Source organism: Sphaerotilus uruguayifluvii (assembly GCF_013294065.1).
Taxonomy (GTDB): Bacteria; Pseudomonadota; Gammaproteobacteria; order Burkholderiales; family Burkholderiaceae_C; genus Sphaerotilus; species Sphaerotilus uruguayifluvii.
The window spans coordinates 258,812-272,353 of record NZ_JABSNM010000003.1 but is presented as its reverse complement, the minus strand read 5'-3'; the positions used below and the strand labels follow the sequence as shown (position 1 = coordinate 272,353).

Here is a 13,542-nt window from a genome sequence, read left to right as displayed (position 1 = left end):
ATGCTGCTGCGCATCGGCATCGCCGGCGCGGGCGTGCTGGGCCGCCTGCTGGCCTGGCAGCTCTCGCACGCCGGACACGCGGTCGAGGTCTTCGATCCGGCCGCGGGCCCGGAGCCGCGCGGCGACGGCCTGGGGCCGGCGGGCTTCACGGCCGCGGGCATGCTCAGCCCGCTGGCCGAGCTGGACGCGGCCGGGCCGGAGGTGGCGCTGCTGGGCCTGCGCTCGGTGCCGCTGTGGTCCGAGGTCGCGCAGCTGCTGGCCGTGCTGGATGGTGCGGGCGATGCGGCGCGCTACTTCCGCCAGCGCGGCAGCCTGATGCTGGCCCACGGGCCGGACCTGGGCGCGGCGCAGCGGGTGCTCGCGCGCCTGTCGACCGCACCGGCCGGCCTGGTCGAGCCGCGCCGGCTGACCCGCCCGGCGCTGCTCGAGCTGGAGCCCGCGCTGCTGCCCGGCCTGCACGCCTGGTTCCTCGACGGCGAGGGCCAGGTCATGCCGCAGGCGATGCTGCCGGCGCTGGTCGCCCACGCGCGTGACGTGCGCTGGCACTGGGGCCGCACGGTGGCGTCGACCGCGCCCGGCGCGATCACGCTGGACGACGGCTCGGTGCACGGCTTCGACCTGGTGTTCGACGTGCGCGGCCTGGGCGCCCGATCCCGCCCCCCCGCCGTCATTCCCGCGAAGGCGGGATCCCACGATGAAGCACCCGCGTCGCCTGCGTGGGTTCCCGCTTCCGCGGGAATGACGGGGGGGGCGGCGGCCCTGCGCGGCGTGCGCGGCGAGGTGATCTGGCTGCATGCGCCCGGCGTGCCGCTGTCGCGCCCCTTGCGGCTGCTGCATGCGCGCCACCGCGTCTACATCGTGCCGCGGCCGGACGACCGCATCGTCATCGGCGCCAGCGAGATCGAGAGCGAGGACCGCTCGCCGGTGAGCCTGCGCAGCGCGGTCGAGCTGATGGCCGCCGCGCACAGCGTGCTGCCGGCGCTGGCTGAGGCGCGCATCCTGCACATGGAAACCAATCTGCGTCCGGCGCTGCCGGACAACGCACCGCAACTCGACATCGAACCCGGCCGCGTCGCGATCAACGGCCTGTTCCGCCACGGCTGGCTGCTCGCGCCGGCCCTGATCGAGCAGGCGCTGCAACACCCCGCCTTGTCATCATGAAGATCCACGTCAACGGCGACCCCGTCGAGCTGCCCGAGGGCACGACGCTGGCCGAGCTGCTGCAGCGCCTGGGCCACACGCCCGAGGCGGTCGGCAGCGCGGTCGATGGCCGCCATGTGCCGCGCGCCGCCCGCGTCGCGCGGGTGCTGGCCGACGGCGAGTCGGTCACGCTGTTCCAACCCATCGTCGGAGGCTGAAGCCATGGACGCCGCCCTGCTGAACCCCACGCCGAACCCGTCCGCCTGGCACGCCTACGGCGTGACGCTGAACAGCCGCCTGCTGCTCGGCACCGCCGGCTACCCCTCGCCGCAGGCGCTGCACGAGGCCATCGTCGCCTCCGGCACCGAGGTGGTGACCGTCGGCCTGCGCCGCGTCCATGCGGGCGCCGGCGGCGGCGACAACGGCCACATCGCCGCGATCCGCTCGGCGCTGCGCGAGCAGGGCGCCCGGCTGCTGCCCAACACCGCCGGCTGCCGCACCGCCCGCGAGGCCATCGAGCTCTCGCACATGGCACGCGAGCTCTACGACACCGCCTGGATCAAGCTGGAGGTCGTCGGCGACGAGCAGACGCTGCAGCCCGACCCGTGGGAGCTGGTGCTGGCCGCCGAGGAGCTGGTGCGCGAGGGCTTCCAGGTCTTCCCGTACTGCACCGACGACCTCGTCACCTGCCAGCGCCTGCTCGACGTCGGCTGCGAGGTGCTGATGCCCTGGGGCGCGCCGATCGGCTCCGGCCAGGGGCTGATCAACCCGTGGGCGCTGCGCACGCTGCGCGAGCGGCTGCCGCATGTGCCCCTGATCGTCGACGCCGGCATCGGCGCGCCGGCGCACGCGGTGCAGGCGATGGAGCTGGGCTATGACGCGGTGCTGCTGAACTCGGCGGTGTCGCAGGCGCGCGACCCGGTGCGCATGGCCGCCGCCTTCGGGCGCGCGGTGCAGGCCGGGCGGCTCGGCTTCGAGGCCGGCGTGATGGCGCCGCAGGCGATGGCGGTGGCGACCACGCCGGTCAGCGGCCGGCCCTTCCTGCTGTGAGCGCCGGCATGGATCGACCGGTCGTCTGGAGCGTCGCCGGCAACGACAGCGGCGGCGGCGCCGGCCTGAGCGCCGACGCGCGCGCCGCCGAGGGCTGCGCGGTCCACCTCTGCCCGGTGGTCGCGTCGATCACGGCGCAGAACTCGCTGGGCGTCGCTCGCGTCGTGCCGGTGGCGGCGGATGTGCTCGACGCGCAGCTCGCCGCGCTGGCGGCCGACCTGCGCCCGAGCGTCATCAAGACCGGCCTGATCGGCAGCGCCGAGGGCGTGGCGGTGCTGATGCGCTGGCTGGATCGCTTCGACGCCGAGGGCGGACTGCGCGTGCGCCTGGTGGTCGATCCGGTGCTGGGCGCCAGCGCGGGTGGCGCGGCTTTCTGCGATGACGCGCTGCTGGCGGCCTACCGCGAACGGCTGCTGCCGCGCGCCGACCTGATCACGCCGAACCGGCGCGAGGCCGCGCGGCTGCTGGGCCTGCCCGAGGCCATGACCCTGGCCGAGGTGCCGGCGCAGGCCGCTGCGCTGCGCGCGCTCGGGGTCGGCGCGGTGGCGATCACCGGCGGCGACAGCGCGGACGGTGCCGCCGACCGCACCGATGCGCTCGACTGGATCGACACGCCGCTGGCCCGCGGCTGGCTCGCGCTGCCGCGCCTGGACGCGCGCCACACGCACGGCACCGGCTGCACCTTCGCGACCAGCGCCGCCGCGGCGATGGCGCGCGGCTTCGTCACCGCCGACGCGCTGGTGCTGGCCAAGATGGCGACCACCGCGGCGATCGCCGCCGGCCATGCGGCGGGCCAGGGCGCCGGGCCGGTCGGCTTCGATGCGGGCTTTGCGGGCGACGCACGCCGGCTGCCGCGCCTGGGCTGCGACGAGACGCCGCCGGGGCCGGTGCGCGTGCCGGCCGAGCCCTGGCCGAGCGGGCTCTACGCGATCAGCGACGCGTTCGCGCAGGCCGCGCCGCTGCTGGCGGCGGCCGCCGAGGTGCCGGGCCTGTGCGCGCTGCAGCTGCGCATCAAGCGCGCCGCGCACCGCGGCCTGGACGATGCGGCCTTCGCCGAGGCGCTGCAGGCGCAGATCGGCCAGGCGCAGGCGGCGATCGCGGCGCTGCCGGCCGCGCGCCGCCCGGTGCTGGTGATCAACGACCACCACGCGCTGGTGCTCGACGCCATCGAGGCCGGCCGGCTGGACGCGGCGTCGATCGCGCTGCACCTGGGCCAGGAGGACATGCTGGCGCTGGGCGCGGCCGGGCGCGCGCGGCTGGCCGCGGCCCAGGCGCGCGGGCTGCGGCTGGGCCTGAGCTCGCACAGCCTGTGGGAGCTGGCGCGGGCGACTGCGCTGCAGCCGGCCTATGTCGCCTGCGGCCCGGTCTGGGCGACGACGACCAAGGACATGCCGTGGACGCCGCAGGGCCTGCACAACCTCGGCTGGTGGGCACGCATGGCGCCGGTGCCGGTGGTCGGCATCGGCGGCGTGCTGGATGAGGCGCAGGTCGAGGCGGTCATGGCCGCCGGTGCCGCCGATGTCTGCCTGGTGCGGGCGCTGGCGGCGCAGCCGGGGGATGCCGATCCGGCCGCCGCGCAGCGCGAGCGGCTGGCGCGGATGGCCGCGGCCTGTCAGTGCGGGCGCGAGCGCTCGGGCAGCGCGGCCGCGCCGCTCTGGCCGCGGCCCAGCCTCGATCCGGCCGGCGCGCGCGCACCGGCCTGAGCGGCCGGGCCGGCCTCGCCGCGGCGTCCGGCGCACCAGGCCGGCACCTGATCGGCCGGCAGCTCGCGTCCGCAGGCCTGCCCGTGCGCGGCATCGCAGCCCAGCTCGGCCAGCCAGGCGCGGGTGACCAGATCGTCGACGCCGGTGGCGACCACCCGGGCCTGCCAGCCCTGCGCCAGCGCGACCAGCGCTCGCACCACCGCGGCGCGCTGCGCCTCGCTGCGCAGCAGGCCCAGCGCGCCGGCATCGAACTTCAGCTCGGCCACCGCCGCCGGCGCGGCCATCGCCAGATGCAGCGCCAGGCCGTCGCCCTCGTCGTCGATCGACAGCGGCACGCCGGCGGCGCTCAGCGCCTCGATCACCTCGGCGCCGCGCTGCATGATCGCGGCGCTGCGGGCCTCGACCGTCAGGTCGGGCGCCGGCCAGCGGTGGCGGTCGAGCAGCGCCAGCAGCGCCGGCGCGAGCGTCGGCTCGTCGAGCAGCCGCCCGGGCAGCGGCAGCGACAGCCGCACCGGCAGCCCCTGGCGGCGCCAGCCGCTGGCGGCCTCGAGCGCGCGGTCCAGCATGCGCAGCAGCCGGCGCAGCTGCGCGCAGCGGTCGCCGCGCGGGCCCGCGCCGATGGCGGTCGGCGCGAAGTCGGTGCCGCCGCCGCTCAGGCCGGTGACGATCTGCAGCCGCAGCAGGCCGCCTTCCTTCAGGTCGATCACCGGCACGAAGCCGGGCGCGGACAGGTCGTCCTCGCCGGTGGAGGGCGGCTCGCAGCGGGTCGCGGTGCCCAGGCCGCGCGGCTCGTACAGCGCGGTGATGACCTGCGCGCTGCGCGCCTGCTCCAGCGCGGCGCAGGCCTGCTGCAGCAGCACGCCCGCGTCGGCCGCATGGCGCGGGCACAGCGCCACGCCGATGTGCACCTGCAGCCGCCCGGCAAAGCCCGCGGCGATCTTCTGGCCCATGGCCATCAGGCCGGCGACCGACGGGTTGCCGGGAATCAGCGCCAGGAATTCGTCCGGCCCGCTGACCGCGAAGCTGTCGGTGTGGCGGCTCATCGCCAGCAGCTGGTGCGCGAACTCGTCGCGCAGCGCCTCGGCCGGCTCGCCGCGGCCCGGCCCGGGCGGGCCCGGCGGCACCGCGACGCCGATGCACATCAGCGCGAAGGCCGCACCGCCGCGGCTGACCGCGGCCGCCGCCTGTCCGAGGCGGTCGAGCAGCAGGTCGCGATGCGGCAGGCCGGTGCGCGGATCGATCAGGCCGAGCTGACGCAGCGTCGCGTCGTGGTCCTGCTCCTGCAGGGGGCCTTCTTCCATCACCACGATGCGCAGCTGGTTCATGGGTGTCTGTGAACCGGGGAGGGTTCGAGAAGCAGAACGATGTTGCAACGGTAGCACCCGGAAAAGGAAAAAACCTTGAGCAGCGCTTTCCCTCACCGGTCCCGCGACGGACGTGATCAGGTCCCGTTCACCTTGTGGCGTGATTTCTTTCGCAAGATCGAATCTGTTTCACATTGTTACTTTGTCGACAGGCCTGCGCAACCCGGGTCCTCACCGAGGCGGCCGGGCCGGGCGGCGAAGTCAAGGAGATCGAGGTGACGGAGCTGTTCGGACTGTTCGGGGTGATGTGGTGGCTGGACCTGCTGCTGGTGGGCGCGTGTGCGCTGCTGGCCGGCGCCGGCCTGGGGCGGCTGGTGATGCGCCGGCAGGTGGAGCGGGCGCTCGATGCGGTGCACCGGCGCTGCTGGCAGGCGCAGGACGACTGGCTGGCCGAGCATGAGGCGCGCCTGCACGGGCTCGGCGCCGAGGCGGACCGGCTGAAGGCGCTTGTCCAGGAGGCCGAGAGCCGCGAGGAGGCGCTGCGGCGCGAGATCGATGCGTCCCGTGCCAGCCACCGCCAGGCCGAGCAGGCGCTGTGCCAGCAGCTGCTCGGGCTCGACCGCCAGGTCGCCGCCGAGCGCGAGGCCCATCGCCGCGAGATCGGGGCGCTGCGCGACCAGACCGGCCTGATGCGGGCCGAGATCACCCAGCTGCTCGGCCTGATCGAGGAGGGCGACGGCGCGCGCGCGCTGCTGCAGAAGCAGCTCGCGCAGGCGCATGCCCAGGCCCAGCCCCGCGCGCTGCGGCGCGACGTCGAGGGCGCGCGTGCCGGCGTGGCCGCCCGCCCGCTGCTGCGCGGCACCGGCGTGACCGGCACCGGCGCGGCCTCGGAGCTCGACCGGCCCGAGGAGGCGGTCATCGTCGGCGAGGCGGCGATGCGCGCGCCCGCGGCGCTGCAGCGCGGCAGCGACAGCCCGCCGCCGGACGATCTGGAGCGCATTCACGGCATCGGTCCGGCGACGCAGACCTGGCTGAACCGGCGCGGCGTCTGGTATTTCCGCCAGATCGCCGAATGGCAGGCCGGCGAGCTGCGCTGGCTGGCGCGCCACCTGCCGCATGTCGGCCACCGTGCCGGCCGCCAGGACTGGATCGGCCAGGCGCGGGTGCTCGCCGGGCTGGCGCGGCCGCCGCAGGAGCGTCGGGTGCGGGTGGTGCCGCTGCCGCCCGGCGCGATCGACCGGCGGGTGGCGCCGGCGGGCGCCTGGCGCCGGGTGCGGGCCTGATCAGGCGGGCGCGCCCGGCGCCTCCGAAGCCTGCGTCGTCGCCTTCAGCATCCCCTGCAGCTGCCCGAGCTCGCGCGCCAGTGCGCGGGGGCGGTCGCCGGCGTCTGCCGGCAGCGCCAGCGCGCGGGCGATCCAGACCAGGTCCTCGAGCCGGGCCAGCGCGTCGGCGTGCTGCGCCAGCGACAGCGCGCGCTGCGTCAGCGCCTGATGCCAGAGCGCCTGCAGCGTCTCGATCGGCCGGGCCGGCGCGCCGCGGCCGGTCGGCGCCGGATGCGGCTGCAGCAGCCACTCGGCCAGCCGGGCCCGCGGCTCCCGCAGCGGATCGACCGGTGCGCCTGCCGGGCGGCCGGCCCGCCGCGCTGCCTGCAGCTGCCGGCGCCAGGTGGCGGCCTGCGGCGGCGTCTGCGGCGCGCGCAGCGCGGCCAGCGTGATGCGCTCGGTCAGCGCCTCGTCGCCGGCCAGCAGCGCGGCGCCCTGGTCGAGTGAAGCCTGCAGCCGGCGCAGCGCCGCAGCCTGCGCGGCGCCAGGGGGCGACGCGAGCAGCGCACGCGCCTGCAGCGCCGCCACGCCCAGCCGTGCCGCGGCCAGCGCCTGCTCGGCGCCGGCCGGCTCGCCGCGCTCGCGCCGCAGCAGCGCCAGCCGCTGCAGCCGGCGCAGCGCGGTGCGGGCCAGCGCGAGGTCGTCGTCGCGGCGTGCCAGCATCAGCTCGGCGCCGGCCAGCTGCTCGACGCCCTGCAGCGGCAGCGTCGCGCCGCGACAGGCCAGCGCACGGCGCAGCAGCGCCACCGCCGGCGCGGCCTGACCGAGCTCGGCCCAGGTGCGGCCGAGCTCGGCCTGCACCGTCGCCCGCTCCAGCCAGTCCGGCGGCACCTGATCGACCAGCGCCTGCAGCGCGGCGCGCGGCCGCTCGCCGTCCGGATCGCCCGGGTCCCGGCCGGCGCCGCGGCGCAGGTCGCGCAGCGCCTCGATCAGCTCGTCGGTGCCCAGCAGCTGCGGCTCCGTGGCGCCGGCACAGGCGCTGCGTGGCTCGGCGGCCGTCCGGCCGGCCCGCCAGGCCGGATCGCCATAGGCCTGGAAGGCGCCCCAGGTCGCGTCCCGGCCCTGGCCGGCCTCCCAGGTGGCCCGGCGCGCGGCGAAGACCGCCTCGCCGAAGGCCCGGCCTTCGCCCAGCAGCGCCTCGTAGAAGGTGCGGCCGAAGCAGCGTGCGCCCTCGTCGTCGACCGCCCAGCCGGCGGCGATGACGCAGCGCACGCCGATGCCGATCAGCGCCTGTGCCAGGCTGGCGGCCAGGCCGGGCGGCGTCACGCCCGGCGGCGCCGGCGCGTCGATGCGGCCCAGGTGGCAGCAGTTCAGGAAGACCAGCTCCGGCACCGGGTCCATCGCCGCCAGCTCGACGGCCGTCAGCACCAGCCCGCCGGAGAGCACGACGCCGGTGCGCCGCGAGCCGTCGGGCTGCGGCTCATCGACGACGCCGTGCGCGCTCAGGTGCACGAGGCGCAGCGGCTGGCGGTAGAGCTGGCGCAGCACCCGGTCGGCGCTGGCGTCGGCGCCGCTCAGCCGCACCGGCTCGTGGTCGCAGCGCTGCAGCACCTGCTCGATCTCGACGGCCTCCTGCTCGGCCCCGGGCAGGTCCGGCAGGTCGGCGCGGTCATGCCGCGGGTTGCCGACGACCAGCGCGGCGCGCCCGGCGCTGCGCCGCACCTGGCGGCGCCAGACCTCGCCGGCGAGCTGGCGCACCAGCGGCGCCTCCAGCGCGAGCGCGGGCGGCCGGGCCGGCCGGTCCGCCGGCGCGCCGCGGCAGCCGCCGTCCTCGTCGGCGAGCAGCATTTCCCAGGGAATGGCCGCGCTGCGCGCATCGACCACCAGCACCATCTGGCCGAGCTGGCGCGCCACGTCGCGCATTTCCGGCGGCACCAGCAGGTGGAAGAGCATCCGGCCGAGATCGTCGTCCCGGCCGCCGCCGGGCTGCAGCAGCGCGCCGAGCAGGCCGGGCTGCAGCGGTTGGCCCCGCGCCTCGGCGCGGGCGCGGGCGCCCAGGTGCAGGAAGTGCAGCTGGCCGCCCTCGAGGCCGACGAGCAGGCGCGGCCAGTAGCTCGCGCCGCGCGCCTCGCCCAGGCGCGGGCGGCGGCCCTCGCCCTCGACCAGCGTGGCGGCGCAGTCCAGCCGCAGGCCCTCGCGCCAGGCGGCGGTCCGCAGCGCCGTCTCGAGCCGCTGCAGCACCCGCGCGGCCGACAGCGCGATGTCGGTGTGCAGCTCGATCAGGTCGAGCCGCTCGATGCGGATCGCCGGGCCGGCCACCTCGGCGAAGCGCCGGCCGGCCTCGATCACGCCGCGAACCAGCGCCTCGACCACTGTCTCCAGGCTCAGCGTCGCCGAGGAGTTGTAGCCGATCAGCAGCGAGCCCAGCGCCAGCGCGCGCTCGCCCGGTCCGAACTGGTCGCGCACCTGCAGCAGCAGGCGCAGCGCGCCGGTGCGCACCGCCTCGGTCAGCTCGCGCGCGCCCAGCGTGCCGTCATACGGGCCCAGGCCGGTGACGACCGCGCCCTGCAGCCCGGCCCCCGGACGCGGCGGCGGCAGCACGACGGTGGCGCTGCCCAGCGCGCCGGCGTACAGCCCGAGCCGGTGGCGCTCGCCCAGCGCGCCGCCGAGCAGCTCGCGGTCGATCAGCGCCTGCGGCCCGGCGATCGGGTCATGCTCGTAGTGCCCGACCAGCAGCGGCACGCCGGCATCGCGCAGGTCGCCGGCGCAGACCCGCACCTGCAGCCGCGGGCTCACACCGTGAAGGGCTTCTGCGCCAGGAAGCTCGTGCAGGGGCCGAGCACGAACAGGTTGGGCGTCTGCGTCGGCGCCATGCCGGCGACGATGACGTTGCGGAACTGGGTGTAGTTGCCGCCGAAGCTGCCGCGGTTCCAGACCTGCAGCAGCCGGCCGGTGAAGGCGCCGTTGAACTCGCCGTCCATCGAGGTCTGGTTGTCCTGGCAGCCAGAGATCAGGATGACCGACGGCGCGAAGCCGGTCACGACGCCGGTCAGGCGCGGGCTGTCGACGCGCACCTGCGCCAGCGCGGCGTCCGGCTCGACGACGCCGCCGGCCCGGGCCGCCTCGGCGGCGACCTCCTTCTGCAGCCGGTCGTAGAAGTCGCGGTGGTCGCGGTAGGTCTTCTGCGCGATCTGCGGCGGCATCAGGCGCGGGCGCGGCAGGCCTGCCGGCGGCGCCGGCGGCGGCATCTCGCGGGTGACGCTGCCGCTGTGGCAGCTGTCGGACAGCACCAGCACGCGCACGCCGGCGGCGAAGCGGCTCAGCTCGAGGTAGAGCTCGTCGTCGATCAGCTGGCCGTCCCACAGGCACCAGGTCTCGTCCTGGCGGTCGGGCTCGTCGCCGCTGGTGTCGGGCACCTGGCCGCCGTGGCCGGAGTAGGTCAGCAGGAAGAAGTCGCCCGACTTCAGCGCCTTGGCCGCCGAGCGCAGCGCTGCCAGCACCGCCGCGCGGGTGGCCTGCGCCGTCAGCAGCACGGTCGGCCGCAGGCCCTTCGACACCGCGATCGCCTTCATGTCGTTCGCGTCGGCCTCGCAGGCGGCGAGCTCGCCGCTCCAGCCCGCATAGCTGGCCGGGCTGACGGCATTGAGGCCGATGTGCAGCGACAGCGCGGTGCGCCGGGCCGCGGCCGGCGCCGCCGCGGGGGTGGCGCGGGGGCTGGCGCCGGCGCTGGAGGTCTTCTTCGGGGCCGGGGTGGGAGCAGGGGCACTCATCGGTCACTTCCTTCCTGGAGTCTGGGGATCGATCCGGAAAATCCGGAAAATCGCGCGCTTGAAGCGAAGAGGAAGTGGAAAATTCCGGCGCTTTTCTGTCCATCGGGGCGTGGCGGGAATGCCCCTTCGTGGTGCCGAGGATGTCACGACCCCGCGTAGAATCGTTCATCGGGCCCAAATTCTGCGGCCCGGTGCCGGCGGCTTCCCCAGCCGCCTCCGACCGGTCCCCAGGTCAAGCGCTCGCAGTCCTGCGGCGGCACTGCGTTCACGTCGCCGCACCCCACCGACTCCGAGAGCCTTTCCCGTCATGGACATCTTCGACTACGACAACGTGCTGCTGCTGCCGCGCCAGTGCCGCGTGGACAGCCGCAGCGAGTGCGACACCTCCGTCGTCTTCGGCGGCCGCCGCTTCCACCTGCCGGTCGTGCCGGCCAACATGAAGACCGTGCTCGACGAGCCGCTGGCCGCCTGGCTGGCGGCGAACGGCTACTTCTACGTCATGCACCGCTTCGACCTCGATGCGGTCGCCTTCGCGCGGCGCATGCGCGAGCAGGGCCTGTTCGTGTCGATCAGCTCGGGCGTGAAGCCGCACGACTTCGCGGTGATCGACCGCCTCGCCGCCGAGGGCCTGGGCGCCGACTACATCACCATCGACATCGCGCACGGCCACGCCGAGTCGGTGCGCCGCACCATCGAGCACATCAAGGCGCGGCTGCCGCAGACCTTCGTCATCGCCGGCAACGTCGGCACGCCCGAGGCGGTGATCGACCTGGAGAACTGGGGCGCCGACGCCACCAAGGTCGGCATCGGCCCGGGCAAGGTCTGCATCACCCGGCTGAAGACCGGCTTCGGCACCGGCGGCTGGCAGCTCTCGGCGCTGAAGTGGTGCGCGCGCGTGGCGACCAAGCCGATCATCGCCGACGGCGGCATCCGCCACCACGGCGACATCGCAAAGAGCGTGCGCTTCGGTGCGGCCATGGTGATGATCGGCTCGCTCTTCGCCGGCCACGAGGAGTCGCCGGGCAAGACGGTCGAGGTCGACGGCCGGCTCTTCAAGGAGTACTACGGCTCGGCCAGCGACTTCAACAAGGGCGAGTACCGCCATGTCGAGGGCAAGCGCATCCTGGAGCCGGTCAAGGGCCGTGTCGCCGACACGCTGCGCGAGATGCAGGAGGACCTGCAGAGCTCGATCTCGTACGCCGGCGGCACCCGGCTGGCCGACATCCGCCGCGTCAACTACGTGATCCTGGGCGGCGACAACGCCGGCGAGCATCTGCTGATGTGAGCCGGCGCGGCCGGGCCGGGCCGCGCCGTCCGGCTCCGCTCAGCGCGCCCTGGCCGTCGGCGCCAGCGACCTCGGGCTCGACCAGGGGCCGTGGCCTCCGCCGGGCGGCAGCGGCCGGATGCGCAGGTGCAGCGGCCCTCGCAGCGTCGGCGGCGGGGGCGGCAGCTCGACCCGGTCGCCGGCGCGCGGCTCGTCGAGCAGCACCTCGAGGAAATCCTCGTCGGCGGCGATCTGCAGCTGCACCAGCGCCTCGGGCTCGACGCCGGTCCACTGCAGCCGCAGCCGTCCGTTCGCGGCCAGGCTCGGCTCGAGCAGCTCGGGCAGCGGCCAGGGAACGTTGAGCGTGCGGCTCGGGCCGAAGTCGCCGGTCTCCCGGCAGAGGTCGGCCGTGCAGGCCAGCGCGGCGATGCGCCACTGGTAGCGGCCGGGCGGCAGCGGCGGCGACTGCCACTGCGGCCGCTCGACATCGACCTGCTCGATCAGCGTCTGCGCCGAGAAGGCCGGCAGGCCGGACAGATCCGGCGCCCGCGCGAGCTGCAGCCGGAAGCGGTCGGCGCCTTCGGGGGCGCTCCACTGCAGCAGCGGTCGCCCCGAGGGCATCCAGCCTTCGTCAGGCGGCAGCAGCGGGCGCGGGGCCTCGATCGCCGCCGGAGCGTCGGCCCCGGTCCCGGTCGCCAAAGGCATCGGCATCGGCCGGATCAGCGGAACGAGCGGCTCGGCGGCGGGCCGCGGTGCCGACGGCGCGCGCTGCAGCCGCCTGGCGGGCGGGCGCCGGCCCGGCGGCCGGTGCGCCTGACGGCGAACGGACTCGCGCGCGCCGGGCGCGGCCGCGGGCGCATGCTCCGCGACGGCCGGTCGTGCCGGTCCCGCCGCCAGCAGGCCGGCCAGCAGCAGGGCCGCCAGGCACGACATGGGGGGGCGGGCAGGGCGCATCAGGGCGTCAGGCCGGCTGCCAGCTCAGCCGCACGTAGATCGGCGCGAAGGCCTCGGCCTGGGTGATCTCGAGCAGGCGCTCGCGCGCGAGCTCCAGCATCGCGACAAAGGTGACCACCAGCACCGGCAGGCCGCGCTCGATCTCGAACAGCTCGTGGAACTCGACGAAGCGCCGGCCCTGCAGCCGGCGCAGCACCAGCGTCATGTGCTCGCGCACCGAGAGCTGCTCGCGGCTGATGCGGTGGTGCTGGGTCAGCCTGGCGCGGCGCACGATGTCGGCCCAGGCCGCGCGCAGGTCGTCGGCATGGACATCGGGAAAGCGCACCGGCGTGCTCTGCTCGATGTGGACCTGCGCGACCAGGAAGTCGCGCCCGCGCAGCGGCAGCTCGTCGATCTGCATCGCGCCGAGCTTGATGCGCTCGTACTCCAGCAGCCGGCGCACCAGCTCGGCGCGCGGATCCTCGGGCTCGCCGCCGTCCTCGCTGACGCGCACGGGCAGCAGCAGCCGCGACTTGATCTCGATGAGCATCGCCGCCATCACCAGATAGTCGGCGGCGAGTTCGAGGTTGCTGCGGCGGATCTGCTCGACATAGCCCAGGTACTGCCGGGTGACCTCGGCCAGCGGGATGTCGAGGATGTTGAAGTTCTGGCGCCGGATCAGGTAGAGCAGCAGGTCCAGCGGGCCCTGGAAGGCCTCGAGGAAGACCTCCAGCGCCTCCGGCGGGATGTAGAGGTCCTGCGGCAGGTCGAGCAGCGGCTCGCCGTAGAGCAGTGCGCGCGCCGCGGGCGCGCCGGCGCTGTCGGGGGCGGCGCTGCCGTGGCCGTCACCGGCGGCCTCGCCGGCAACGGCTGGAGCGCTCATCAGGCCTTGGTCTGGTAGACGTAGGCCTGCTGGGCCACGCGGGCGTCGTTGAAGCCGGCCTGGGCGTCGCGGTCCTGCTCGCGGTCCCACAGCAGCGCGCGGCCTTCGCGCTGGCGCTGCTCGAGCTGCGGATCCTTCTTCTTCAGGCTCTCGATGAACTGGGTGGCGTCGGACTGATAGGGCTTCCAGAAGAGCGGCATGGCGGCGGTGAAGTGAAGGGGTGGACGAAGGGT

General features: G+C 75.5%; 12 protein-coding genes. 6 read left to right on the top strand and 6 right to left on the bottom strand.

From position 1 onward, the window contains the following. The 4 genes from HNQ01_RS05215 to HNQ01_RS05200 are packed head-to-tail and all read left to right on the top strand — an operon-like array spanning position 1 to position 3,893. Positions 1–1,161 carry an FAD-dependent oxidoreductase gene (locus HNQ01_RS05215; RefSeq protein ID WP_173804308.1) on the top strand — a complete coding sequence of 387 codons (1,161 nt, stop codon included), beginning with the start codon at positions 1–3 and terminating at the stop codon, positions 1,159–1,161. Continuing rightward, positions 1,158–1,358 carry a sulfur carrier protein ThiS gene (thiS, locus tag HNQ01_RS05210; RefSeq protein WP_173804307.1) on the top strand — a complete coding sequence of 67 codons (201 nt, stop codon included), beginning with the start codon at positions 1,158–1,160 and terminating at the stop codon, positions 1,356–1,358. Before HNQ01_RS05215 ends, thiS begins: the two co-directional genes overlap by 4 nt. Before the next feature lie 4 nt (positions 1,359–1,362). Then, positions 1,363–2,190, top strand: a complete 828-nt coding sequence (locus tag HNQ01_RS05205; protein WP_173804306.1) for a thiazole synthase — start codon at positions 1,363–1,365, stop codon at positions 2,188–2,190. A gap of 8 nt (positions 2,191–2,198) precedes the next feature. Next, positions 2,199–3,893 (top strand): bifunctional hydroxymethylpyrimidine kinase/phosphomethylpyrimidine kinase, encoded by a 1,695-nt coding sequence (locus HNQ01_RS05200; RefSeq protein ID WP_173804305.1) that lies wholly within the window; start codon positions 2,199–2,201, stop codon positions 3,891–3,893. Here the strand turns inward: HNQ01_RS05200 and HNQ01_RS05195 are convergent. Then, the gene (locus HNQ01_RS05195) at positions 3,803–5,218 is read right to left on the bottom strand and encodes an EAL domain-containing protein (RefSeq protein WP_173804304.1); all 1,416 of its coding nucleotides are present in this window, start codon (positions 5,216–5,218) and stop codon (positions 3,803–3,805) included. The genes HNQ01_RS05200 and HNQ01_RS05195 overlap by 91 nt on opposite strands. A gap of 254 nt (positions 5,219–5,472) precedes the next feature. Here HNQ01_RS05195 and HNQ01_RS05190 point away from each other — a divergent pair, with 254 nt between their 5' ends. Next, positions 5,473–6,480 carry a hypothetical protein gene (locus HNQ01_RS05190; RefSeq protein WP_173804303.1) on the top strand — a complete coding sequence of 336 codons (1,008 nt, stop codon included), beginning with the start codon at positions 5,473–5,475 and terminating at the stop codon, positions 6,478–6,480. Here the strand turns inward: HNQ01_RS05190 and HNQ01_RS05185 are convergent, their stop codons facing one another. Together HNQ01_RS05185 and HNQ01_RS05180 are read right to left on the bottom strand one after the other, a co-directional pair. Further along, positions 6,481–9,255 (bottom strand): CHAT domain-containing protein, encoded by a 2,775-nt coding sequence (locus tag HNQ01_RS05185; RefSeq protein WP_173804302.1) that lies wholly within the window; start codon positions 9,253–9,255, stop codon positions 6,481–6,483. Continuing rightward, positions 9,252–10,229, bottom strand: a complete 978-nt coding sequence (locus HNQ01_RS05180) for a caspase family protein (protein ID WP_173804301.1) — start codon at positions 10,227–10,229, stop codon at positions 9,252–9,254. Before HNQ01_RS05180 ends, HNQ01_RS05185 begins: the two co-directional genes overlap by 4 nt. Before the next feature lie 307 nt (positions 10,230–10,536). Between HNQ01_RS05180 and HNQ01_RS05175 the strand changes: the two genes are divergently transcribed. Further along, positions 10,537–11,514, top strand: coding sequence for a GMP reductase (locus HNQ01_RS05175; protein WP_173804300.1), 978 nt, complete (start codon positions 10,537–10,539; stop codon positions 11,512–11,514). Positions 11,515–11,553: 39 nt separating this feature from the next. Here HNQ01_RS05175 and HNQ01_RS05170 read toward each other — a convergent pair whose 3' ends face one another. The 3 genes from HNQ01_RS05170 to HNQ01_RS05160 are packed head-to-tail and all read right to left on the bottom strand — an operon-like array spanning position 11,554 to position 13,509. After that, the gene (locus HNQ01_RS05170) at positions 11,554–12,426 is read right to left on the bottom strand and encodes a hypothetical protein (protein ID WP_173804299.1); all 873 of its coding nucleotides are present in this window, start codon (positions 12,424–12,426) and stop codon (positions 11,554–11,556) included. A 28-nt stretch (positions 12,427–12,454) separates the two neighbouring features. Next, entirely contained in the window at positions 12,455–13,309 is an 855-nt protein-coding gene (locus HNQ01_RS05165) for a segregation and condensation protein A (protein ID WP_173804298.1), read from the bottom strand. Next, complete coding sequence (locus tag HNQ01_RS05160; RefSeq protein WP_173804297.1) at positions 13,309–13,509, bottom strand: DUF3460 family protein; 201 nt, start codon at positions 13,507–13,509, stop codon at positions 13,309–13,311. The genes HNQ01_RS05165 and HNQ01_RS05160 overlap by 1 nt, the downstream gene beginning before the upstream one ends. Positions 13,510–13,542 lie beyond the last annotated feature (33 nt).